We start from the raw sequence: 22,006 nt of genomic DNA, 5'->3' as shown, positions 1-22,006 counted from the left end.
GGGCGGAGCCGCTGATTCCACGTCAGCACGGCGCGCCGTGCGCACCGACAGGCATTCCCGAGTGCGCCGCCGACTCCGCCGCGTCAGCCGCCGATCGCCGACATCGGGCGCTGCGGCTGGAGGAATGACGGGTCGTCGAGTCCGGAGCCGGCCTTCTTGCCCCACATCGCGGCCTGCCACAGGCGGACCATCTCCTCGTCGCTCGCGCCCTCGCGCAACGCGGTGCGCAGGTCGCTCTCCTCGCGGGCGAACAGGCAGTTGCGGACCTGCCCGTCGGCGGTGAGCCGGGTGCGGTCGCAGGCGCGGCAGAACGGCCGGGTGACGGAGGCTATGACGCCGACCCGGGCGGGGCCACCGTCGACCAGCCAGCGTTCCGCGGGGGCCGAACCGCGTTCCCCGGACCGCTCCGGGGTCAGGGCGAAGCGCTCGCCGAGGGAGCGCAGGATCTCCTCGGCGGTCACCATGTCCTCGCGCTGCCAGCCGTGCTGGGCGTCGAGCGGCATCTGCTCGATGAACCTCAGCTCGTAGCGGTTTTCCAGCGCCCAGGCGAGCAGGTCGGGGGCCTCGTCGTCGTTGACGCCGCGCATCAGCACGCTGTTGATCTTCACCGGGGCGAGCCCGGCCGCGCGGGCGGCGTCGAGGCCCGCGATGACGTCGTGGTGGCGGTTGCGGCGGGTGAGCCGGTGGAAGACCTCGGGGCGCAGCGTGTCGAGCGAGACGTTGACCCGGTCGAGCCCGGCGGCGCGCAGCGCGTCGGCCGTGCGGGCCAGGCCGATGCCGTTGGTGGTCAGCGATATCGAGGGGCGCGGGCGCAGGGCGGCGCAGCGCTGCACGATGCCGACGAGCCCCGGCCGCAGCAGTGGTTCGCCGCCGGTGAAGCGCACCTCGGTGACGCCGAGGCCGGTGACGGCGATGGTGACCAGCCGGACGATCTCGTCATCGGTCAGCAGCTCCGGCTTGGCCAGCCATCGCAGGCCCTCTTCCGGCATGCAGTACGTGCAGCGCAGGTTGCAGCGGTCCGTGAGCGAGACCCGCAGATCGGTGGCGACCCGCCCATACGTGTCGAGCAACATGGGCTCCGCCTCCCCTCGTGGGCGCCTGATACGCCCGGTACCCCTGATCGGCCTGCTTCGTGAACCAGCGTAGATCCACGGTCGGACATTCCCGGCCGGACGCCCGCAGCGTACGCGATGACCAGCGCTTTACAACAGATTGTTGAAGCAATTTCCCGTCGGCGCCGCGAGGGCCTCACGGCGACACCGGCGGCCTTGCGGATCGTTGTACGGGGCGTGAGCGCGTCGCAGACCTCCCCGCCACCGGCCCCGGGCAAGCGTCCGTACGGAGCCGTGCGGCTGCCCTGTCCCGTGCCGGAGCCGGCCCGCCCGCCGGACCCGGCCCGGCGGGCGCCGCGCGGTGCGAGCGCGGCGCCCGGCCGGTGGTACGGGCCCGAGGTCACGCTGCCGCTGCTGTCCTGGGGCGCGCTGCGCGACGACACCCGTGACCGCGGGGCCTGACGGGGGCACTCCCCGGGGCCGCCGCCGGCCTCACGGCGTGATCAGGACCTTCAGCGCCGTGCGCTCGTCCATCGCGCGGTAGCCGTCCGGCACCGCGTCCAGCTCGACCTGGAGGTCGAAGACCGGCGCCGGGTCGATGGCGCCGCTGAGCACGTCCGGCAGCAGCTGCGGGATGTAGGTGCGCACCGGCGCCACGCCGCCGCGCAGCGCGATGTTGCGGTCGAACATCTCGCCGAGGTCCAGGCCGGTGCCGCTGCCGTGCGGCACGCCCACGTAGCCGATGGCCCCGCCGTCGCGGGTGATGGCGACCGCCGTGCGCATCGACTGCTCGGTGCCGACCGCCTCGATGACGGCGTGCGCGCCCTCGCCTCCGGTCAGCTCCCGCACCGCCGCCACGGCCGCCTCACCGCGTTCCGCGACCACGTCGGTCGCACCGAAGGTCCGGGCCAGGTCGGTGCGGGCCCGGTGGCGGCCGAGCGCGATGATCCGCTCGGCGCCGAGCCGCTTGGCGGCCAGCACGCCGCACAGCCCCACGGCACCGTCGCCGACCACCGCGACCGTCGCGCCGGGCCGCACGCCCGCGCCCAGGGCGGCGTGGTGGCCGGTGCCGAGCACGTCGGAGAGGGTGAGCAGACCGGCCAGCAGGTGGTCGTCGCCGGCCGCTTCCGCGGGCAGGCCGATCAGCGTGGCGTCGGCGAACGGCACCCGCACGTACTCGCCCTGGCCGCCGTCCGAGCCCGGCGTCCCCCAGAAGCCGCCGTGCGGGCAGGAGGTGGTCAGCCCCTCCTTGCAGTACGCGCACACCCCGTCGGACCAGACGAACGGCGCGACGACCAGGTCACCGCGGGAGAAGCCGGACACCTCGGAGCCGGTCTCCTCGATCACGCCGAGGAACTCGTGGCCGATGCGCTGCCCCGGCTCCCGCGCCGCCTCGCCGCGGTAGGCCCACAGGTCGCTGCCGCAGACGCAGGCGCGCAGCACCCGTACGACCGCGTCGCCGGGCCGCTGGATCACCGGGTCCGGCACCTGGCGTACCTGGATGTCGTGGGGGGCCTGGATGACGGTCGCGCGCATGGTGGTTCCTTGCCGTTGGGGGGTCTCGCGGTGCGGCCGGTCGCGGGGGCCCGGCCGGAGTGCGTCAACATGCGCGGCGTCCCGGATGTTCCGGCCCGCCGGTGTCGCACCGGCCACATTGCCGCTTGACGCCACGTCAGCTCGCGGCCGCCGGCGGGCGTCGCCGACCGCCCGTCCCGTGCGCCGGCGAAGTCCGGCAAGCTGGACGGATCGGACGCAAACCGGGCCGAAAGCCCCTCAAACTCCTTGTGCGGACGGCCCGGTGGAGCCGCGTCAGGCGGGCCGGGAACGGGTCCGGTCGGTACGGGACTGTCAGTGGGTGCCCGTATTCTCAGGGCCATGCTGGACGATCGCACCGAGCCACCGCCGCTTCCGCCCTCCTCGTGGCCGACCGCCTACCCGGACGGGTACGCGGTGGTGGACGTGGAGACCACCGGCCTCGGCCGCGACGACCGCATAGTGTCCGCGGCGGTCTACCGGCTCGACGCGCGCGGCGACGTCCAGGACCACTGGTACTCGCCGGTCAACCCGCAGCGCGACCCGGGGCCGGTGTGGATCCACGGGCTCACCAGTGACGCGCTCGCCGACGCGCCGCTGTTCGCCGAGGTGGCCGAGCAGTTGGCGGAGCGGCTGTCCGGCCGGGTGCTGGTCGCGCACAACGCGGTGTTCGACTGGTCGATGCTGGCCCGCGAGTTCGCCAGGGCGGAGCGCTCGGTCCCGGTGGAGCACCGGCTGTGCACCATCGTGCTCTCCAAGGAACTGCGGCTGCCGCTGGCCAACCACAAGCTGGAGACGCTCGCCGCGCACTACGGCGTCGTACAGCGCCGGGCGCACCACGCGCTGGACGACGCCCGGGTGCTGGCCGAGGCGTTCCGGCCCACGCTCTACCTGGCGGCCGCCGCCGGGATGCGGCTGCCGCTGCACGCCTGCCGTCCGCTCACCGAGTGGTCGCCGTCCGGGGGCCCGTTGCGTTCCGCCGGGTACGCGCCGACGAGTTGGCGCAACCACCGCAGGCGTCCGCCCTGCCCGTTCCCCAACCCGGGGCGGCTGGAGCCGGGCGGGCCGCTGGTGCAGGGGATGCGGGTGGCGTTCTCCGGCGACACCGGAGTCGACCGCGAACTGCTGGAGGACCGGGCGACGGAGGCCGGGCTGCACGTGGCGTCCAGCGTCTCCCGGCTGACCAGCCTGCTGGTGACCAACGACCCGGACTCCGCGACCGGCAAGGTGGTCAGCGCCCGCCGGTTCGGCACGCCGGTGGTGGACGAGGCGCGCTTCCGCGAACTGCTGGTGGCCGTCGAGCGCGCCCCCTCGGTGCCGGAGCCGCGCGACGGCGAGTGCGGCTGACCACGCGGCCGGCGGAACGCGCCCGAGGCGGACGGCGCCGGTAGGCCGTACGGGCGGAAGTCGCGGCGACCCGCCCGGCACCCCTTTGTCACCGCCCGGCGCCGCCCGCACCCTGGCGCCATGGCACGTTGCGAGGTCTGCGGAAACGACTACGGCATGAGCTTCGAGGTGCACGCGCAGGGCGCGGTGCACGTCTTCGACTGCTTCGAGTGCGCGATCCACCGCATGGCGCCGATCTGCGAGCACTGCCGGGTGCAGATCGTCGGCCACGGAGTCGAGGCGAACGGCCGGTGGTTCTGCTGCGGCCACTGCGCCAAGGCGGAGGGCGCCGACGGCATCGTGGACCGGGTGGGCGCGCTGCCCGCGTGAGCCCGCTCCCCTCGGTACGGGGACGCGAGCAGGACGGACGCGGCTCGGCGACCCTCGCTGAAACCGCGCGGGGACCGAGTTGTACCGTCATGGGGTGTACCGCTTCCTGTTGACCAGGCAATGGGTGATCCTCACCCTCGTCGGCCTCGTCCTGATGCCCGTCATGGTGGAGCTGGGCATCTGGCAGATGCACCGCCACGAGCGGGAGAACGCCGACAACAGCCTGATCGCCCACAGCCTCGCCGCGCCCTCCGTGCCGGTGGAGAAGCTGACCTCCCCGGGCGCGAAGGTCCCTGCGGACGACAACTTCCGCACGGTCACCGCCACCGGGCACTACGACCCGGCGCACCAGGTGGTCGTGCGGCACCGCACCTCGGCCGACGACTCCACCATCGGCTTCTACCTGGTCACCCCGCTGATCCTGAACGACGGGAAGGCCGTGCTGGTCAACCGTGGCTGGATCGCCTCGCAGGAGGACCCGACCAGCTTCCCCACGGTCCCGGCGACGCCGAAGGGCCAGGTGACGATCACCGGGCGCATCCGGCCGGACGAGACCACGGCGAGCACCAGCATCCAGGACAAGCCGGGCCTGCCGCCCCGGCAGATCATGCTGATCAACAGCGACAAGCTGCGCGGCCAGCTCTCCGAGCCGCTGCTGCACGGCTACGTCGAGGTCACGCACACCTCCCCGGCGCCGCCCGCGGGCCAGCCGCAGCAGGTGCCGCCCCCGACCCCCGGTGACACCGACGGCGGCTACAGCCCGCCGCACCTGGCGTACGCCTGGCAGTGGTGGCTGTTCGTGGTGATGGTGCCGGTGGGGTGGATCATCCTGGTACGCCGTGAGCACCGCGACCAGGTGGCCAAGCGTGACAGGGCCCGGGCCGAGGCGGCCGGCGGCGACGACCCGCCCACCGGCGACGACACCCAGGCCGACGACGGCGGCACCGGCACCACCGACGCCTCCGTCGAGAGCGGCACCGGCGCCGCCGGCAAGGAGCCCCAGACGGCCGCCGCGGGAGTCCCGGCCGCCGCGGAGCGCGCCGCCGCGCCGGACACCGAGTAAGCCGTCCGCGCGGTCGCCGGTCCGCCACGTCACGGCGGTCGCGGCAAGTATCCTTCGGGACTCACGCGGTCGGACATCTGCGAGGAAGGCGGCGCCGTGACGGGACGTATCGAGGACTACGCGGTGATCGGCGACCTGCAGACCGCCGCGCTGGTCGGCAGGGACGGCTCGATCGACTGGCTGTGCCTGCCCCGGTTCGACTCCGCCGCCTGCTTCGCCGCCCTCCTCGGCGACCACGACAACGGGCACTGGCGGATCGCGCCCGCCGGCGGCCACGGCACGTACTGCACCCGCCGCGCCTACCGGGGCGACAGCCTGGTGCTGGAGACGTTCTGGGAGACCCCGTCCGGCACCGTCAAGGTGATCGACTTCATGCCGCAGCGCGACCACAGCCCGGACGTGGTCCGCATCGTGGAGGGCGTCTCGGGCACCGTCCGGATGCACGGCAGGCTGCGGCTGCGCTTCGACTACGGCAACGTGGTGCCGTGGATGCGCCGCACCGACCACACCCGGGTGGCCGTCGCGGGCCCGGACTCGGTGTGGTTCCGCAGCACCCCCGAGGTGCGTACGTACGGCAAGGACTTCACGACCCACTCCGAGTTCGCGGTGGGCGCGGGCGAGCGGGTCGCGTTCGTGCTGTCCTGGCACCCGTCGCACGAGCCGCACCCCAAGCTGGTCGACCCGTTCCGGGCGCTGGAGCAGAGCCTCGAGGACTGGCGGAAGTGGGCCGACCGCTGCCGGTACGAGGGTCCGTGGCGGGACGCCGTGCTGCGGTCGCTGATAACGCTCAAGGCGCTCACCTACGCGCCCACCGGCGGCATCGTCGCGGCGGCCACCACCTCGCTGCCGGAGGAGATCGGCGGGGTGCGCAACTGGGACTACCGCTTCTGCTGGCTGCGCGACTCGACGCTGACGCTGGGCGCGCTGGTGGAGAGCGGCTACCTGGAGGAGGCCGCCGCGTGGCGCGACTGGCTGCTGCGCGCGGTCGCGGGCGACCCGGCGGATCTCCAGATCATGTACGGCATCGCGGGCGAGCGGAGGCTGCCGGAGTCGGAGGTGCCGTGGCTGTCCGGCTACGAGGGCTCCGCGCCGGTGCGCATCGGCAACGCGGCCGTCAACCAGCTCCAACTGGACGTCTACGGCGAGGTCATGGACTCGCTGCACCTGGCGTCCGCCGCGGGGCTTCCGCACAAGAAGCACGCCTGGAACCTCCAGCGCTCGCTGATGGACTTCCTGGAGTCCAACTGGCGTGACCCGGACGAGGGGTTGTGGGAGATCCGCGGGCCCCGGCAGCACTTCACCCACTCCAAGGTCATGGCGTGGGTGGCCGCCGACCGCGCGGTGCGCACCGTCGAGGCCTTCCCCCATCTGCGCGGCGACGTCGACCGGTGGCGGGCGATGCGCGACGAGGTGCACCGCGAGGTGTGCGAGAAGGGCTACGACCCGGAGCGCAACACCTTCACCCAGTCCTACGGCTCCACCGAACTGGACGCGGCGACCCTGCTGATCCCGCAGGTCGGCTTCCTCCCGGCGAGCGATCCGCGGGTGATAGGGACGGTCGACGCGGTGCGCGACGAGCTGGACCACGGCGGTTTCGTGCGGCGGTACTCCACCGGCAAGGACGCCGCCGAGGCGGTGGACGGGCTGCCGGGCGACGAGGGCGCCTTCCTGGCCTGCTCGTTCTGGCTGGCGGACGCGCTGGCCGCGATCGGACGGCTCAAGGACGCCCGCGAGCTGTTCGAACGGCTGCTGTCCCTGCGCAACGACGTGGGCCTGCTGGCGGAGGAGTGGGACCCGGTGGCGGGCCGCCAAATGGGCAACTATCCGCAGGCGTTCAGCCACATCGGCCTGGTCAACACCGCCCTGCGGCTGACCCGCGCGGAGAACGGCGGCCACGACCTGGCCCGGCGTCCGGCGCACGGCGGCAAGAAGCACCACGGCGGCGGCAAGAACGCGGGCAAGGAGGCGTAGGGCATGGACCTCGGCCTGGACGGCAGGGTCTACGTGGTCACCGGCGGCACCCGCGGCCTCGGGCTGGCGACCGCGCGCGAACTGGTCGCGGACGGCGCCAGGGTGGTGGTCAGCGGCCGGGACGAGGCCTCGGTCGACGCGGCCGTCGCCGAACTCGGCGGCAGCGAGCGGGCGTCGGGTGTCGCCGCGGACAACGCCGATCCGGCCACCCCCGATCGTCTGGTGGCGGCGGCCGTCGAGCGGTTCGGGCGCTTCGACGGACTGCTGGTGAGCGTGGGCGGCCCGCCGGCCGGGCCGGTCACCGCCATCGGCGACGAGCAGTGGCGCGACGCCTTCGAGTCGGTCTTCCTCGGCGCGGTCCGGCTGGCCAGGACGGCCGCGCGGCGTCTGGGTGAGGGCGGCGTGATCGGCTTCGTGCTGTCGGCTTCCGTGCACGAGCCGATCGCCGGCCTCGCCGTCTCCAACGGACTGCGTCCAGGTCTCGCGGGCGTGGCGAAGACGCTGGCCGACGAACTCGGGCCGCGCGGCGTCCGGGTCGTGGGCCTGCTGCCCGGACGGATGGACACCGACCGGGTGCGGGAGCTGGACGCGCTGCGCGGCGACGACCCGCGGGTCGTGCGCGACCGGGCGGCGGCCGCGATCCCGTTGCGCCGCTACGGGACGCCCGAGGAGTTCGGCAGGGCGGCGGCGTTCCTGCTCTCGCCCGCCGCGTCGTACGTGACGGGCACGACGCTGACGGTGGACGGCGGCGCCCGGCGCAGCCTCTGACGCGGCGTCACTCTCTGGGCGGGGTGAGGCTATCCGAGCCGTCCGCCGCGCTCTGCCCCGGCCCGCAGCCGTGCCTCGGCGGCCAGTGCGTCGAGACCCGCGCTCTCACGTGCCCGGGCCAGCACGACCGCGTCGAGGTCCCGCACTACGTCCACCGGCACCGCCCCCGGCTCGACCAGCAGCGTCGCCCGGGCCACCGGGGCGGTGCGACGGCCGGTGAGGGTGAAGCGGGCGCGGGCCACTGCGGGCAGTTCCTCGGCGTCGGCGGCCAGCGCCTCGGCCAGCGCCCGCCCGTCCAGCACCACGTCGCCCTCCGCCGCCTCCTGGAGGGTGATCCGGTGCAGCCTGCGGGTGCGGGCCTGCGCCGCCAGCCACCACAGCGCGACCACCACCAGCACCGACAGCACCGCGATGACGGTGGGCCACCACCAGGAACGGCCGCGGTAGCGGGTGCGGGCGTGGTGGCTGAGCAGCACCGAGTGCGGTCCGCGGTACGGCCACCAGGACGGCAGGGTGAAGCCCCAGCGGTGCGGCAGGTCGAGTCCGGGGACCAGTACCGCGACGCCGACGGCCAGCAGGACCAGCCCGGTCAGGCTCAGCAGCGTGCGGTTCGCCGTTGTCCGCATTCCCCGCTCACCTCCGTCCGGCCCGGCGCAGCGACAGCGTCACGCGCGGCGGGCGCGCCAGGCCGAGGCCGTCCACCGTCTCCGCGAGTGCCGCCTCGACGTCGCCCCGCACCTCGTCCGGCTCACGGAAGTGGGAGTGCGCCCTGACCTTGATCCGCCGCCGGGTCACCGTGGCCCGCGCCGCGAACACGCCCGGCACCGACAGCACCCGCTGCCGCACCACCCCGGCCGCCGCGGCCCGGTCCAGCCCGGCGCGTACCGGAGCGGCGACCTGCCGCATACGCAGCACCGCACGCGCGCCCGGGGTCAGCGCGAGCACGAGCAGCCACAGCCCCAGCAGCGCGGCGGCGCCCGCCCCGATCAGCACCCACTGGTCGCGCAGCTGCCGGGTGGACAGCTGCCCGGCGAGCCGCACCCGCCAGGCCGACGCGTGCCGCCCGGCGCGTACCGAGGCCACGTCGTACAGCAGCGGGCCGGTGACCGCGAGCGCCAGCGCGGCCGTGACGGCGGCCGGGATCCTGCGGGCCGACCAGATGCGCCGGGCCCGGGCCGGCCGCGCCGCCTCGTACGCGGTGGCACCGGCCGCCGAGGTCTCCTCCGGAGCGCTCACCGCACCCTCCCCCGCTCTCTGCGGGTCGTGGCCGCCGAGTGGAGGCGGTCGACCTCCACGGAGACCTCCGGGACGTCCATGTCCACCAGTTCACCGACGCGGTCCGCGACCCGCCCGCGCACCTCGGCGCAGACACCGCGGATGTCGGCCGGGTAGCCGAGTTCGACGGCCAGCCGCACCCGGGCCAGTCCACGGCCGCGGGCCCGCAGTTCGGCGGGGACCACCGTGACCATCGCCTGCGGCCGCCGGCCGGGCGGCACGAGGTCGGCGCGCGGCGCCCCGGCCAGCGCCTCCCGCGCCGCCTGTGCGGCGATCTTGGCGACCACCCGGTCCGCGACGCGGGTGGCCCCCCGCTCGGCCGCGGGCAGCCGGCCGAGCGGCAGCCCGGCGGTCACCGCAGCCCGTCGCGGTCGCGGGAGCGGTGGTCCCGGGAGCGGAAGTCGCGGGACCGGAAGAAGCCACCCGGCTCTAGGTCGCCGTCCAGGAACCGGCCGACCACGAAGCCCACCGCGCCCAGCGCGGCGACCAGCAGGAAGGCGGGGAAGCCGCCGAAGTACCCGGCGAATCCCAGCGCCATCCCGGCGACCATGCCCACCAGGGCTGTACTCATCCTGTGCTCCCCGTCCTCGGTGTCCCGGTCACTGACGGCGCCGCCGGTCGTACCCGTCGTCCCCGTCGTCGTCGGTCTCGTCGGGCAGCTTCACGTCGGCGACGGCCACGTTGACCTCGACGACCTCCAGGCCGGTCATCCGCTCGACGGCGGCGACGACGTTCTCCCTGACGGCGCGGGCCACGTCGGCGATGGACAGGCCGTAGTCCACCACGATGTCGATGTCGACGGCCGTCTGGATCTCGCCGACCTCCGCCTTCACCCCCCGGACCGGGGCCCTGGAGCCGCCGGGCACCCGGTCGCGCACGGCGCCGAGGGTGCGGGCGAAGCCGGTGCCGAGGGTGTGCACGCCGACCACGTCGCGGGCGGCGAGGCCGGCGATCTTCTCGACCACGCCGTCGGCGATGGTGGTACGGCCACGCAGCGCCGGGTCGCCGAGGTCCACGGAGCCCACGGCACCGCCCGGCGTCCTGCCGTGGTCGTCCACGTTGAAGCCTTCGAGCTGCTCCCGGTGCGCGGGCTCGGTCATCGCCAGTCGTCCTTCCGGTCGGTCCGGCCGTGCTCAGGCGTCCCACCCAGCCTATGCACGCCTACCCGGCTCCGCGCCGGGTTAGCGGGACCGGCGCCCCCGACCAGGTGATGGCGCGGTCCGGCCGGCGCCGCGGGGGCAGGATGGGGAGGTCGGGCGGGAGCGGACGAGGGAGGCGACGATGGCCACGGACGGCCCGGGCGGCGCGGTGCGCGAGCGGATCGGCCTCGGCAGGCTGCTGCCGCTGGGCGACGCGGCGGACGCGGCGTGGATCGCGGAGCGGGCGGCGGTACGGGTGCTGCGCGCGGCGCTCGCGGACCTGCCGGGCGTGGTGCCGGGGGACGTGCGGATCGGGCTGGTGGAATGGCCCGCGCCGGGCGATCCCGGCCCCGGTTCCGTTCCCGCTCCCCCGCCCGCTCCCCCGCCGCCGCCGGGCGGGCTGCCACCGGGGCCGCTGCGGATCGAGGCGGCGTTCGCGGCGACCTGGGCGCGGCCGTTGCCGCACACGGCCGCGATGGTCCGCGAGACCCTGGCCGAGAGCGCCCGACGGGACGTCGGTCTGGCCGTCGCGGCGATCGACCTGCGGATCGAGGAGCTGCTGGAGGACGAGACGGACGAGGGGGACGCGGCGGGCGGGGAGGCCGAAGCGCCCGAGGCGGTCGTCGCGCCGGGCACGGGTGCGCCGGTGCCGCCGCGCGGGGACCGCGATCCGCTGCGCGCCGCCCTGCTCGCGCTCCCCGGTGTCGCCGCCGTCGCCTCGGCCCCACGTGCCTCGGCGGACCCGGCCCGGGTGGAGGTCGTCGTACGCGGGGGCCACCGCGCGCTGGACGTGGCGAGGGCGGTGCGCGGCGCGGCCGCCGCCCTCGGCGGGACGGCGACCGCGGTCGTGATCACGGACGTGCGGGCCTGATCGAGTGGGCCGGGGCGGCGGCCGGGCTGCTCGGGCTACTCCCCCAGGCCCGCCAGGTCCCGCAGCCTGCGGCCCTGCGCGGCGCGTTCGGCGACGCGCTGCTCCTCGTACGTGCGCGTGGGAGCCTCGCGCAGCAGCGCCTTGGTCTCCACGACGGCGTCGCGCGGGGCGGCGAGCAGGGCGGCGGTGAGGTCGCGCACGGCGGCGTCGAGGTCGGCGGCGGGGACGACGAGGTTGGCCAGGCCGGTGCGCTCGGCCTCCTGCGCGCGCACGAAGCGGCCGGTGGCGCAGATCTCCAGCGCGCGGGCGTAGCCGACCAGGTCGGTCAGCGGCTTGGTCCCGGCCAGGTCGGGCACCAGGCCGAGGCTGGTCTCGCGCATCGCGAACTGCACGTCGTCCGCGCAGACCCGCAGGTCGCAGGCGAGGGCGAGCTGGAATCCGGCACCGATGGCGTGGCCCTGGACGGCCGCGACGCTGATGACGTCGTTCCGCCGCCACCAGGTGAACGCCTCCTGGTACTCGGCGATCGTCGCGTCGAGTTCCGCCTCGGGGCCGCGGGCCATGTCCAGGAAGGACGGCTCGCCGTCGAAGCCCTCGGGCGTGAACGCCTGCCGGTCGAGCCCGGCGGAGAACGAGACGCCCTCGCCGCGCAGCACCACGATCCGCACGTCGCCCGGCAGCAGGCGGCCCGCCTCGGTCAGGGCCCGCCACAGCGCGGGCGACTGGGCGTTGCGCTTGGCCGGGTTGCACAGGGTGATGGTGGCGACCGCGCCGTCCTCGACGGTGAGCCGCACCCCGTCCCGGTCGAGCAGCGGTCCGGTGGACGTGGCGGTGGTGGGGTCGGACATCGGGCACCTCCGGGCGGGCACAGGCGGGATTACCGGTCGGTAATGAACCGAACAGTAACCACCCGGCCGCCACGGCGTCCGGCCGGGTGCCCGTCCGGGCTGCCGCCGTGTGCGCGGGCGCCCACGCACCTGGCGGCAGCCCGGCCCGTCGGGGTGCGGCCACGGGCATGCGTCACACGCACACGGCGGCACGGGGCATCGCGTCCACGCCGGGGCGGACGACGGCGTATCGGACGGGCACCCACGAGGCCGACGTGCCCCGGCGCCGGGGCGTACCCGACGCGGGGGCGTCCGCGCGCACACCTTCCGTGCGCGACGGCACTCGTGCCGTGCGTGTCGCGTTCCGCTCCGGCGGGCGAGGGCCGCCGGGCCCGGTGGGATCAGGTCAGACCGATGCCGCCTTCTTGCCCCGTGTCGCTCCGCCGCGACCGCGCAGAGTCACGCCGGACTCGCTGAGCATCCGGTGGACGAATCCGTAGGAACGGCCGGTCTCCTCGGCCAGCGCCCGGATACTCGCACCGGAGTCGTACTTCTTCTTGAGGTCAGCCGCGAGCTTCTCGCGCGCGGAGCCGGTCACCCGGCTGCCCTTCTTCAGAGTCTCGGCCACCCGTGCCTCCTCCAGGGAAGTGCGCTCTGTGACTCTCATGATCACCCCTACCGTGCTTCCTGGCCACCCATTCGACAAGACCTGTGAAACAACATCGGCGGCGTGCGGAAGCGGGGGTGCGGGGCGAAGCACACCGCGCGCCCGGTTTTCGTGCTGTGACGTTTCTGCGACTCTGTCCGGGTGTTCGCGAAAGCGCTGGTCATCACGGTGAGTAAGGACCGCCAGGGCCGGTCGGCACTGATCGGTGAGTCGACTTGACGACAATCACTCCCGCGTCAACCCGGGTACCAGCCCGGCTCACGCAGATGACGGATCAACCGTCGGCCGAATGATCCATCAGGCTGACGGACCGGCCCATCGCTCCCGCCGTCCTGTGGCCCGGCCCCCGGCGCCACTACGGGTTCCGGGGGCCGGGCCACAGGCCGGCGGGAGCGGTCGGAGCGGTGCGTCAGGCCAGGGCGACCAGGTCCGCGTAATCCTCGCCCCACAGGTCCTCCACTCCGTCCGGCAGCAGGATGATCCGCTCCGGCTGGAGCGCGTCCACCGCGCCCTCGTCGTGGGTGACCAGCACGACCGCGCCGGTGAAGGTGTGCAGCGCGCCGAGGATCTCCTCGCGGCTGGCCGGGTCGAGGTTGTTGGTGGGCTCGTCGAGCAGCAGCACGTTGGCGCTGGAGACCACGAGCGTGGCGAGCGCCAGCCGGGTCTTCTCGCCGCCGGAGAGCACGCCCGCGGGCTTGTCCACGTCGTCACCGGAGAACAGGAACGAGCCGAGGATCTTGCGGATCTCGACCAGGTCCATGTCCGGGGCGGCCGAGCGCATGTTCTCCAGGACCGTGCGGTCCGGGTCGAGCGTCTCGTGCTCCTGCGCGTAGTAGCCCAGCTTGAGGCCGTGGCCCGGCTCGACCTTGCCGGTGTCGGGCTGCTCGACGCCCGCCAGCAGCCGCAGCAGGGTGGTCTTGCCCGCGCCGTTGAGACCCAGGATGACCACCCGGGAGCCCCGGTCGATGGCCAGGTCCACGTCGGTGAAGATCTCCAGCGAGCCGTACGACTTGGACAGTCCCGAGGCCATCAGCGGGGTCTTGCCGCACGGCGCCGGGTCGGGGAAGCGCAGCTTGGCGACCTTGTCGGACTGCCGCACCTCTTCCAGCCCCGCGAGCAGCTTCTCGGCGCGGCGGGCCATGTTCTGCGCGGCGACGGTCTTGGTGGCCTTGGCGCGCATCTTGTCGGCCTGGGAGTTGAGCGCGGCGGCCTTCTTCTCGGCGTTGGCCCGCTCCCGCTTGCGGCGCTTCTCGTCGGCCTCGCGCTGGGCCTGGTACAGCTTCCAGCCCATGTTGTAGATGTCGATGACCGAGCGGTTGGCGTCCAGGTAGAAGACCTTGTTGACGACCGTCTCGACGAGGTTGACGTCGTGGGAGATGACCACGAAGCCGCCGTTGTAGGTCTTGAGGTAGTCGCGCAGCCAGAGGATGGAGTCGGCGTCCAGGTGGTTGGTCGGCTCGTCCAGCAGCAGCGTGTCGGCGTCGGAGAACAGGATGCGGGCCAGTTCCACCCGGCGGCGCTGACCGCCGGAGAGGGTGTGCAGCGGCTGGCCGAGCACCCGGTCGGGCAGACCGAGCGCGGCGGCGATGGTGGCCGCCTCGGCCTCGGCCGCGTAGCCGCCCTTGGTGAGGAACTCGGTCTCCAGGCGGGCGTACTTCTTCATCGCGTTGTCGCGGGTGGCACCCTTGCCGGTGGCCATCCGCTCCTCGTTCTCCCGCATCTTGCGCAGCACGGTGTCGAGTTCGCGGGCGGACAGGATGCGGTCGCGGGCGATGGTGTCGAGGTCGCCGGTGCGCGGGTCCTGCGGCAGGTAGCCGATCTCGCCGGAGCGGGTGACGGATCCGGCGGCGGGCTGGCCCTCGCCCGCGAGGACCTTGGTGAGCGTGGTCTTGCCGGCGCCGTTGCGGCCGACCAGGCCGATGCGGTCGCCCTTGGCGATGCGGAACGAGGCGGATTCGAGGAGGACACGGGCGCCGGCGCGCAGCTCGAGGCCGGTGGCGGTGATCACGGAAGGGACTCCAGGGCATGGTGGACGGCGGACTGGAAGGGGGTGCGCGCGAGGCGCGGAGTGTGCGGGCCCGGCCCGCTTCGCCGCCGTCTAATCCGTGAGAAGTACTGCCATGGGATGCAGTCTACCGGGGCCCGGCAAACCCTTTTCCCCGCGCAGGGGCCGTACGGCCCGGGCCCGGCGCCCCTCACTCGCCGCCGCGGTGCACCTCGAAGGCCGCCCGCCGCACGGCCTTGGCCAGCGCCGGGTCGGGGTGCGCGGAGGCCAGCGCCACCAGGACCTGGACGGTGCGCGGGTGGCCGGTGGCGCGCACCTCGTCCAGCAGGCTGGGCAGCGAGTCCTGCACGGCGGTCTCCAGGTGGCCGACGAGCAGATGGCTCTCGCCGTGGTCGGCGACCGCGGCGGCGGTGTCCACCCACAGCCAGGTGGCCTCCTCGCGGGTCAGCAGCGCGGCCTGCTCGTCCGGGTCGCTGCCCTGCTGTTCGGCGAGCCACAGCAGCGCGTACGGCCGCAGGACCGGTTCCCCGGTCACCGAGCGGACCGCGGGCTCGGCGGGCGCGCCCACCGTGCGCAGGGCCTCGAAGGCCAGCCCGCGCAGCAGCGGGTCGTCACCGCGGGCCACCTCCAGGAGTTCGCCGACGGCCGCGCGGACCGGGCGGGCGGCCAGCCACGCCTTGTACTCGACGCGGGCAGGGCCGGGCGAGTACTGGGCGCAGGCACGCAGCAGGTCCTCGGCGGACTGCTCGATGTGGCCCGCCGGCCCCTGGGCGGCCACGCAGATCTGCTCCAGCTTGACCCACACCGCCCAGTTGCCCAGCGCGGTCAGTGCCACGTCGGCCCCCTCGTCCGCCCTGGGCCGCAGCGCGCCGACGGCGACCAGCGCGTCCAGCGTCCACCCCAGCAGCCCGGCCAGCGGGTCGGCGGTGCCCGCGCGGTCGTCGGCGGGCGGCTCGTGGCGTTCGGTGCGCAGTTCCGCGACGCGCTGGCGCAGCAGGTCCAGCAGCACCGGCACGGCCACCGGGCCGGAGGACAGGTGGAGCAGCGACAGCAGTTGCGGGGCGGCCTCGATTACCTCGGCGACGAGCGAGGGGTCGGCGTCGGCGGGCGCGAGGTGGCACAGCGACCAGGCGTCGAAGAGGGCGACCCAGCCGCGCAGCGCGGCGGTGTCGTCGCGGTCCCAGGCACGCAGCCGCCACCCGGGACGGGCGATGCCGTCGTACAGCTCGACCAGTCCGGCCAGCCGTGCTCTGTCCCACGCCGCCCTGGCCTGATCCTCCGTCAGCTTTGTTGCGGCGGCGGCCTGTTGGAGCAACTCGGCGGGCAGGGCGCCGTTCGCAGCGGGGTGCCGGACGCGGCCGTCGGCCCAGCGGGCGAGACGGACCGCGTCGGCGAGCACCGCCCGCGCCCTGGCGGCGAGTTCGGCGGACCCGGGGGTGCCCTCGGGCGGGCGGGGCGGCCCGGTGCGGCGGGCCGACGCGGCCCTGCGCACAGCCGCGATCGGCTTTTGGTCGACCAACCGGAGCCTGGTGTCACGCTGGGAACGGGACGTCACGGGAGAAGTTTTACGGGTGAGCCCCCGGATTCCCAAACGAGCGTGCGTCCGGTCGCGTGCCGCGGGACCGCCCGACGCGCTCCGCTTCGCCGCGCGGGCGGTACCGCCGACCGGGGGCGCGCCCGCGTCGGCCTCACATCAGCGGGGTGAGGAAGCGCCGCAGCGCCTCCTCGTACCCCTCCGGCGCGACGTTCCACATCTCCTGGTGCCCGGCGCCGGGCACGGTGTGCAGGGTGACCAGATCCGGCCGGCGCCGGGCGAACTCCAGGCTGGCGCGGTACGGCGAGACGGTGTCGCCCGGACCGTGCGCGAGGAGGACCGGCAGGCGCAGCCGGGCCGGGTCGGCGGAGCCGGTGAGCCGCTCGGCGTGCAGTCCGGTGCGGCCCGCGGCGGCCCGGGTGGCGAGCGGCAGCAGCGCCTGCGGCATGCCGCGGTCGCGGGCCACCGCGCGGACCACCGCCTGCCAGTCGAGCACCGGCGAGTCCAGCACCAGGCCGCTGACCTTCTCGCGCAGCGGGGAGTGGTCGGCGACCCGCAGCGCCATCGAGGCGCCGGTCGACCAGCCGTAGAGGACGACGTGCTCGGCCCCGTAGCGCACGGCGTGCCGGACGGCGGCGTCCACGTCGCGCCATTCGGTGTCGCCGAGGTGCCCGATGCCGTCGGGCGACTTGGGGGCGCCGGGGTCGTTGCGGTAGCTGACGTGCAGCACGGGGAACTTGAGCCGGTACAGCAGGGGAAGCACGGCCATCGGGTGCTCCCTGGTGGTGCCCAGGCCGTGCACGGCGATCACCCAGGTGGCGCGGGCGCCGGGGACGAACCACGCGGGCAGCGGCCCGAGTTCGCCCTCCACGCGGTCGTCGGAGTACTCCAGCCCCAGCGCCTCGCGGGGGTCGACCGCGTACACCTGCGGGGTCAGCCGCACCCGCGCCCCGGGCTCCAGGGTGCCGTACTGCACGCGCTCCAGGCGGCGGGTGACGCTGTCGGGCGAGGTGGCCAGGACGTCGCCGACGGCCGCGTGGCAGTGGGCGCCGGTCAGCCCCAGCAGTCCGGGGCGGGCCGAGGCGAGGGAGCGGGTGAGGGTGACGCGGTCGCCGGTGACCTCGTGGACGGTGAGGCTCTCGCCGGAGCCGTCGAGCGAGACGTCGGGGCGCGGCCTGAGCGCGAGGCCCGACGCGTACCGGCCCGCCGCCACCGCGGCCGCGCCGGCACCCACACACGATGCGGCGACGGTGGCCGCTACACGGATGCGCATCCCTCCCAGTGTCGGCGACGCGGGCCGCGGACACCAGTGGGCGGGCCCGGCCGGGTGAGCGGACGGCGCGGCGGGGCCCGGTCAGGCCCCGGGCTGGCCGTAGCCGCGCAGCCGCTCGGCGACGCGGTCGATCTCCCCTGGCGGCAGCAGCGCGGGCGTGCCCGCGGCGGAGGCCAGCAGCCAGACGCGGCACATCCACTCCAACTGCGCGGTGTCGTCGAAGGCGCGGCGCAGGGTGGAGGCGTGCACCAGGGTGCCGTGGTTGCGCATCAGGCACCCGGTGCGGTCGCGCAGCGCGGTCAGCACCGCGCGGGCCAGCTCTTCGGTGCCGTACGTGGCGTACTCGGCGACCCGGACCGGCCCGCCGAGCGCGGCGCACATGTAGTGGACGGCGGGCAGTTCGGTGACGAGGGTGGAGACGGCGGTGGCGTGCGGGGCGTGGGTGTGCACGACGGCGCGGGCGCCGGTGGCGCGGTAGACCGCCAGGTGGAGCGGCAGTTCGCTGGTGGGGCGCAGCCGGCCGGCGCGGGTCCGGCCGTCCAGGTCGACGGCGAGCAGGTCGTCCGGGCCGAGCCGGTCGTAGGGGACGCCGGTCGGGGTGACCAGGACCAGGTCGCCGACCCGGGCGGAGACGTTGCCGGAGGTGCCGGCCACCAGCCCGTCCTCGGTGGTCCGCCGGGCGGTCCTCACCAGTTCGTCCCAGGTGCGGCGCAGCTCGGCCTCCTCGTCGCGCGAGCCCGCTGCGTCCGGCGTCTCGTCCGTCACCCGCCGCACTCTAGCCGCCCCCTGCGGCGGTGTCCGGATCGGCGCCGGATCCTGACAGGTTGACCGTTGCCGGGCCCGCGGCAGGGCAGTAACGTCCCGCCCACCAGCAGCTTCACCGGTGCGCGCACCGGTCGCGACTCGACGCAGGGGCATCCCATGACGACCGTCAACGGCGGCATCTCCTTCTGGTACGCGGACACCGGCATCCCCGTGCCGCGCGAGCCGCTGCCCGGGGACACGACGGCCGACGTGTGCGTGGTCGGCGGCGGCTACACCGGGCTGTGGACGGCGTACTACCTGAAGAAGGCGGTGCCGTTCCTGCGGATCACCGTGCTGGAGCGGAAGTTCTGCGGTTACGGCGCATCCGGGCGCAACGGCGGCTGGCTCTACAACGGCATCGCGGGCCGCGACCGCTACGCGAAGCTGCACGGCCACGAGGCGGCGGTCGCCCTCCAGCGGGCGATGAACGACACCGTGGACGAGGTGATCCGGGTCACGGAGGAAGAGGGCGTCGACGCCGATGTCCACAAGGGCGGGGTGCTCGAAGTCGCCTACACACCGGCGCAGTTGGGCAGGCTGAAGGCGTTCCACGAGGCGGAGGCGGCGTTCGGGGAGAGCGACCGGCTGCTGCTGGGGGCGCGCGAGACGGCCGAGCGGATCCGGGTGGCGGGCACGGTCGGCGGCTCCTGGACCCCGCACGGCGCACGGATCCACCCGGTGAAGCTGGTGCAGGGGCTGGCCCGGGCGGTGGAGGAACTGGGGGTGGTGATCCACGAGTCGACCCCGGTCACCGAGATCCGGCCCAAGCACGCGGTCACGCCGTACGGGACGGTGCGGGCGCCGTACGTGCTGCGCTGCACCGAGGGGTTCACGGCGGCGCTGAAGGGCCAGAAGCGGTCCTGGCTGCCGATGAACTCCTCCATGATCGCCACCGAGCCGCTGCCGAAGGAGGTCTGGGAGACCATCGGCTGGCAGGGCCGCGAGACGCTGGGCGACATGGCGCACGCCTACATGTACGCGCAGCGCACCGCCGACGACCGGATCGCGCTGGGCGGGCGCGGGGTGCCGTACCGCTTCGGCTCGCGCACCGACAACGACGGGCGCACGCAGGCGGCCACCGTCGAGGCGCTGCGGGAGATCCTGGTGCGGTTCTTCCCGGCGACCGCGGGCGTGGCGATCGACCACGCCTGGTCGGGGGTGCTGGGCGTGCCGCGCGACTGGTGCGCCAGTGTCGAGCTGGACCGGGCGACGGGCCTCGGCTGGGCCGGCGGCTACGTGGGCAGCGGCGTGGCGACCGCCAACCTGGCGGCACGCACGCTGCGGGACCTGGTGCGACTGGACTCCGGGCAGGCCGGGCCGACGGAGCTGACGGCGCTGCCGTGGGTGGGCCACCGGGTGCGGCGCTGGGAGCCGGAGCCGCTGCGCTGGCTGGGCGTCCACGGCCTGTACGCCGCGTACCGCCTGGCCGACCGCCGCGAACTGGACACCTACAGCGCCCGGACGGACCCGGTGGCGCGGGCGGCGGACCGGGTGTCGGGCAGGGCCTGAGCGGGCGCCCCGGCGGGAGTGACGCATCACACCCGGCGGTCCGCGAGGCCCGGGGCAGGCGGGTCCGCGAGGGTCGTGCGGCCGGTTCCCGACCCCTCGCACCCGGAGGTCGCGGCCAGTTCACCTCCCGTTCACCATGGGTCCGTACGGTCGCCGCGTCTCTGATCGTTCAAACGATTGTCCGGGTGAATGGAACACCTCACGCTGCTCATCGGAGTCGTGATCGTCACCGCCCTCGCGTTCGACTTCACGAACGGGTTCCACGACACCGCCAACGCCATGGCGACCACGATCTCGACCGGCGCGATGTCACCCAGACTGGCCGTGGCCATGTCGGCGGTGCTCAACCTGGCCGGCGCCTTCCTGTCCGTCCAGGTCGCCAAGACGATCTCCGGCGGCATCATCGACGAGAAGTCCGGCATCAGGCCGGAAGTGATCTTCGCGGGTCTGGTCGGCGCCATCGTGTGGAACCTGGTGACCTGGCTCGCGGGCCTGCCCTCCAGCTCCTCGCACGCGCTGTTCGGCGGCCTGATCGGCGCCACGCTGGTCGCCGTCGGCGCGCACGGCGTGCACGGCGAGGCGGTCGTGATGAAGGTCCTGATCCCCGCGGTCGCCTCACCGCTGGTCGCCGGGGCCGCCGCCGCGCTGGCCACCCGGCTGACGTACCGGATCGGCCGGAACGCCGATCCGGAGTCGACCCGCAAGGGCTACCGCGCCGGGCAGATCGCCTCCGCGGGCCTGGTCTCCCTGGCGCACGGCACCAACGACGCCCAGAAGACCATGGGCGTCATCACCCTCGCGCTGATCACCGGCGGCCTCATCGCCCCCGGCTCCAACCCGCCGGTGTGGGTGATCCTGTCCGCCGGCACCGCGATGGCGCTGGGCACCTACATCGGCGGCTGGCGGATCATCCGCACCCTGGGCAAGGGCCTGACGGACGTCCAGCCGCAGCAGGGCTTCGCCGCGCAGTCCGGTGCCGCCACCGTCATCCTGGCCTCCTCCCACCTCGGCTTCGCGCTGTCCACCACCCACGTGGTCTCCGGCGCGGTGCTGGGTTCGGGCGTGGGCCGCAAGGGCGCGGTGGTGCGCTGGGGCACCGCGGGCCGGATGGGGCTGTCCTGGCTGATCACGCTGCCCGCCGCAGGCCTGGTCGCCGCGGGCGCGACGGCCGTGGCCGACCAGGGCACGTGGGGCGTCGGCCTGGTCGGCGTGCTGGGCCTGCTGGTGTGCGCCGGGGCCTACGTGCTCGCGCAGCGCAACCGCGTCGACCACACCAACGTCAACGACGTGGCGCCGGTGGGCGGTTCCGCGTCCGGCGCTGCCGCCGTCGCCGGGCCGGGCGCGTTCGACGCGTTCAGCGGTGAACTGTCGGCGACCATCCCGCCGCCCGCGCAGGCGGCGCCCGTGACCCGGAAGGCGGCGCTGTGAGCATCGACTGGGGAGCGCTGGGCTCGGTCTTCGGCGTGAGCATCGCGGTGACGGTCGCCCTGGTGGGGCTGTTCACCCTCGGCATCGTGGGCCTGGGCGACCGGGCCGCCGCGACCGCCGAGGAGCGGGGCGGCGGTGGCCGCGGGCCGCTGGTGCGCGTCGGCGCGTACGCCTGCTTCGCGGCGTGCGCCATGGCCGTCGTGTACGGGATCTGGCTGATCGCGGGCTGAGGCCCGCGTCCGGGGCCGCCCCGGTGCTCCCCCACGTGGGAGTGCCGGGGCGGTCTGTTGTCGTGCCGGGTGCCGTGCCGCGTGTGGGCCTGCGCACACTCTCCCGCCGCAGGTCAAGGGGAAGTTGACGGCCGTTGCCGGGCGTGGTGAACTGCCCGGTGCCAAGCGGCGACAGGAGAGGAAGCCGGTGCGAATCCGGCGCGGTCCCGCCACTGTCACCGGGGAGCGCGATCCCTCCCGAGCGCCACGGCCGTGCCAGACGGCTGGAAGGCCGGGGATCGCGCGGATCCGGGAGCCAGGAGACTCTCGTCGCCGGTCACGTCGAACCAGGGCGCGGACCC

Annotated in this window: 23 protein-coding genes and 1 riboswitch; of the genes, 10 read left to right on the top strand and 13 right to left on the bottom strand. The window is 74.6% G+C overall.

Going from position 1 to position 22,006, the window contains the following annotated elements:
• Positions 1-83: 83 nt before the first annotated feature.
• Positions 84-1,073 (bottom strand): GTP 3',8-cyclase MoaA, encoded by a 990-nt coding sequence (gene moaA, locus CK485_RS15815; RefSeq protein ID WP_109451121.1) that lies wholly within the window; start codon positions 1,071-1,073, stop codon positions 84-86.
• A gap of 216 nt (positions 1,074-1,289) precedes the next feature.
• Here moaA and CK485_RS15810 point away from each other — a divergent pair, with 216 nt between their 5' ends.
• The gene (locus CK485_RS15810) at positions 1,290-1,514 is read left to right on the top strand and encodes a hypothetical protein (protein WP_109451119.1); all 225 of its coding nucleotides are present in this window, start codon (positions 1,290-1,292) and stop codon (positions 1,512-1,514) included.
• Positions 1,515-1,544: 30 nt separating this feature from the next.
• Here CK485_RS15810 and CK485_RS15805 read toward each other — a convergent pair whose 3' ends face one another.
• Positions 1,545-2,588, bottom strand: coding sequence for a zinc-dependent alcohol dehydrogenase family protein (locus tag CK485_RS15805; RefSeq protein ID WP_109451116.1), 1,044 nt, complete (start codon positions 2,586-2,588; stop codon positions 1,545-1,547).
• 339 nt (positions 2,589-2,927) lie between these two features.
• On the opposite strand from CK485_RS15805, the gene CK485_RS15800 reads away from it, so the two are divergent.
• From CK485_RS15800 to CK485_RS15780, 5 genes are all read left to right on the top strand, one after another.
• Positions 2,928-3,932 carry a DEDDh family exonuclease gene (locus CK485_RS15800; protein WP_109451114.1) on the top strand — a complete coding sequence of 335 codons (1,005 nt, stop codon included), beginning with the start codon at positions 2,928-2,930 and terminating at the stop codon, positions 3,930-3,932.
• A 120-nt stretch (positions 3,933-4,052) separates the two neighbouring features.
• A complete protein-coding gene (locus CK485_RS15795; protein WP_109451111.1) occupies positions 4,053-4,301 on the top strand; it encodes a hypothetical protein in 249 nt (82 codons plus the stop codon).
• 94 nt (positions 4,302-4,395) lie between these two features.
• On the top strand, positions 4,396-5,364 hold the full coding sequence (locus tag CK485_RS15790) for an SURF1 family protein (RefSeq protein WP_109451108.1): 969 nt from the start codon (positions 4,396-4,398) through the stop codon (positions 5,362-5,364).
• 96 nt (positions 5,365-5,460) lie between these two features.
• Entirely contained in the window at positions 5,461-7,335 is a 1,875-nt protein-coding gene (locus tag CK485_RS15785) for a glycoside hydrolase family 15 protein (RefSeq protein ID WP_109451105.1), read from the top strand.
• Between the two features lie 3 nt (positions 7,336-7,338).
• The gene (locus CK485_RS15780) at positions 7,339-8,103 is read left to right on the top strand and encodes an SDR family oxidoreductase (RefSeq protein ID WP_109451102.1); all 765 of its coding nucleotides are present in this window, start codon (positions 7,339-7,341) and stop codon (positions 8,101-8,103) included.
• 29 nt (positions 8,104-8,132) lie between these two features.
• On the opposite strand, the gene amaP is transcribed toward CK485_RS15780, so the two are convergent.
• From amaP to CK485_RS15755, 5 genes are read right to left on the bottom strand one after another with little or no spacing between them, the layout of a single operon-like run.
• A complete protein-coding gene (amaP, locus tag CK485_RS15775) occupies positions 8,133-8,729 on the bottom strand; it encodes an alkaline shock response membrane anchor protein AmaP (protein ID WP_109451100.1) in 597 nt (198 codons plus the stop codon).
• Between the two features lie 7 nt (positions 8,730-8,736).
• Positions 8,737-9,339, bottom strand: a complete 603-nt coding sequence (locus tag CK485_RS15770) for a DUF6286 domain-containing protein (RefSeq protein WP_109451098.1) — start codon at positions 9,337-9,339, stop codon at positions 8,737-8,739.
• A complete protein-coding gene (locus CK485_RS15765; RefSeq protein WP_109451095.1) occupies positions 9,336-9,734 on the bottom strand; it encodes an Asp23/Gls24 family protein in 399 nt (132 codons plus the stop codon). Before CK485_RS15765 ends, CK485_RS15770 begins: the two co-directional genes overlap by 4 nt.
• Positions 9,731-9,949, bottom strand: coding sequence for a hypothetical protein (locus tag CK485_RS15760; protein WP_109451092.1), 219 nt, complete (start codon positions 9,947-9,949; stop codon positions 9,731-9,733). Before CK485_RS15760 ends, CK485_RS15765 begins: the two co-directional genes overlap by 4 nt.
• Before the next feature lie 28 nt (positions 9,950-9,977).
• The gene (locus CK485_RS15755) at positions 9,978-10,478 is read right to left on the bottom strand and encodes an Asp23/Gls24 family envelope stress response protein (RefSeq protein WP_109451088.1); all 501 of its coding nucleotides are present in this window, start codon (positions 10,476-10,478) and stop codon (positions 9,978-9,980) included.
• A gap of 181 nt (positions 10,479-10,659) precedes the next feature.
• On the opposite strand from CK485_RS15755, the gene CK485_RS15750 reads away from it, so the two are divergent.
• A complete protein-coding gene (locus CK485_RS15750) occupies positions 10,660-11,388 on the top strand; it encodes a hypothetical protein (RefSeq protein WP_109451085.1) in 729 nt (242 codons plus the stop codon).
• A gap of 35 nt (positions 11,389-11,423) precedes the next feature.
• Here CK485_RS15750 and CK485_RS15745 read toward each other — a convergent pair whose 3' ends face one another.
• From CK485_RS15745 to CK485_RS15720, 6 genes are all read right to left on the bottom strand, one after another.
• Positions 11,424-12,236 carry an enoyl-CoA hydratase/isomerase family protein gene (locus CK485_RS15745; protein WP_109451083.1) on the bottom strand — a complete coding sequence of 271 codons (813 nt, stop codon included), beginning with the start codon at positions 12,234-12,236 and terminating at the stop codon, positions 11,424-11,426.
• 385 nt (positions 12,237-12,621) lie between these two features.
• Positions 12,622-12,843, bottom strand: a complete 222-nt coding sequence (locus CK485_RS15740; RefSeq protein ID WP_241968362.1) for a helix-turn-helix domain-containing protein — start codon at positions 12,841-12,843, stop codon at positions 12,622-12,624.
• A gap of 448 nt (positions 12,844-13,291) precedes the next feature.
• Positions 13,292-14,890 carry an ABC-F family ATP-binding cassette domain-containing protein gene (locus CK485_RS15735; RefSeq protein ID WP_109451081.1) on the bottom strand — a complete coding sequence of 533 codons (1,599 nt, stop codon included), beginning with the start codon at positions 14,888-14,890 and terminating at the stop codon, positions 13,292-13,294.
• A gap of 187 nt (positions 14,891-15,077) precedes the next feature.
• On the bottom strand, positions 15,078-16,442 hold the full coding sequence (locus tag CK485_RS15730) for a hypothetical protein (RefSeq protein WP_199239362.1): 1,365 nt from the start codon (positions 16,440-16,442) through the stop codon (positions 15,078-15,080).
• A gap of 133 nt (positions 16,443-16,575) precedes the next feature.
• Positions 16,576-17,694, bottom strand: a complete 1,119-nt coding sequence (locus tag CK485_RS15725) for an alpha/beta fold hydrolase (RefSeq protein ID WP_109451076.1) — start codon at positions 17,692-17,694, stop codon at positions 16,576-16,578.
• Positions 17,695-17,775: 81 nt separating this feature from the next.
• Entirely contained in the window at positions 17,776-18,459 is a 684-nt protein-coding gene (locus CK485_RS15720) for a class II aldolase/adducin family protein (protein ID WP_241968361.1), read from the bottom strand.
• A gap of 156 nt (positions 18,460-18,615) precedes the next feature.
• Between CK485_RS15720 and CK485_RS15715 the strand changes: the two genes are divergently transcribed.
• The 3 genes from CK485_RS15715 to CK485_RS15705 all read left to right on the top strand — a co-directional run bounded on the left by CK485_RS15715 (position 18,616) and on the right by CK485_RS15705 (position 21,665).
• On the top strand, positions 18,616-20,007 hold the full coding sequence (locus CK485_RS15715) for an FAD-dependent oxidoreductase (RefSeq protein ID WP_109451068.1): 1,392 nt from the start codon (positions 18,616-18,618) through the stop codon (positions 20,005-20,007).
• Positions 20,008-20,196: 189 nt separating this feature from the next.
• Positions 20,197-21,435: an inorganic phosphate transporter gene (locus tag CK485_RS15710; RefSeq protein WP_109451066.1), complete on the top strand. Its 1,239-nt coding sequence runs from the start codon at positions 20,197-20,199 to the stop codon at positions 21,433-21,435.
• Positions 21,432-21,665 (top strand): hypothetical protein, encoded by a 234-nt coding sequence (locus tag CK485_RS15705; protein WP_109451062.1) that lies wholly within the window; start codon positions 21,432-21,434, stop codon positions 21,663-21,665. Before CK485_RS15710 ends, CK485_RS15705 begins: the two co-directional genes overlap by 4 nt.
• 176 nt (positions 21,666-21,841) lie before the next feature.
• Positions 21,842-21,971: riboswitch (cobalamin riboswitch) on the top strand.
• The last annotated feature ends 35 nt before the right edge of the window (positions 21,972-22,006 follow it).

The organism is Streptomyces sp. ICBB 8177 (assembly GCF_003144095.1).
Taxonomy (GTDB): domain Bacteria; phylum Actinomycetota; class Actinomycetes; order Streptomycetales; family Streptomycetaceae; genus Streptantibioticus_D.
This window is presented reverse-complemented; position numbering and strand designations above follow the sequence as displayed.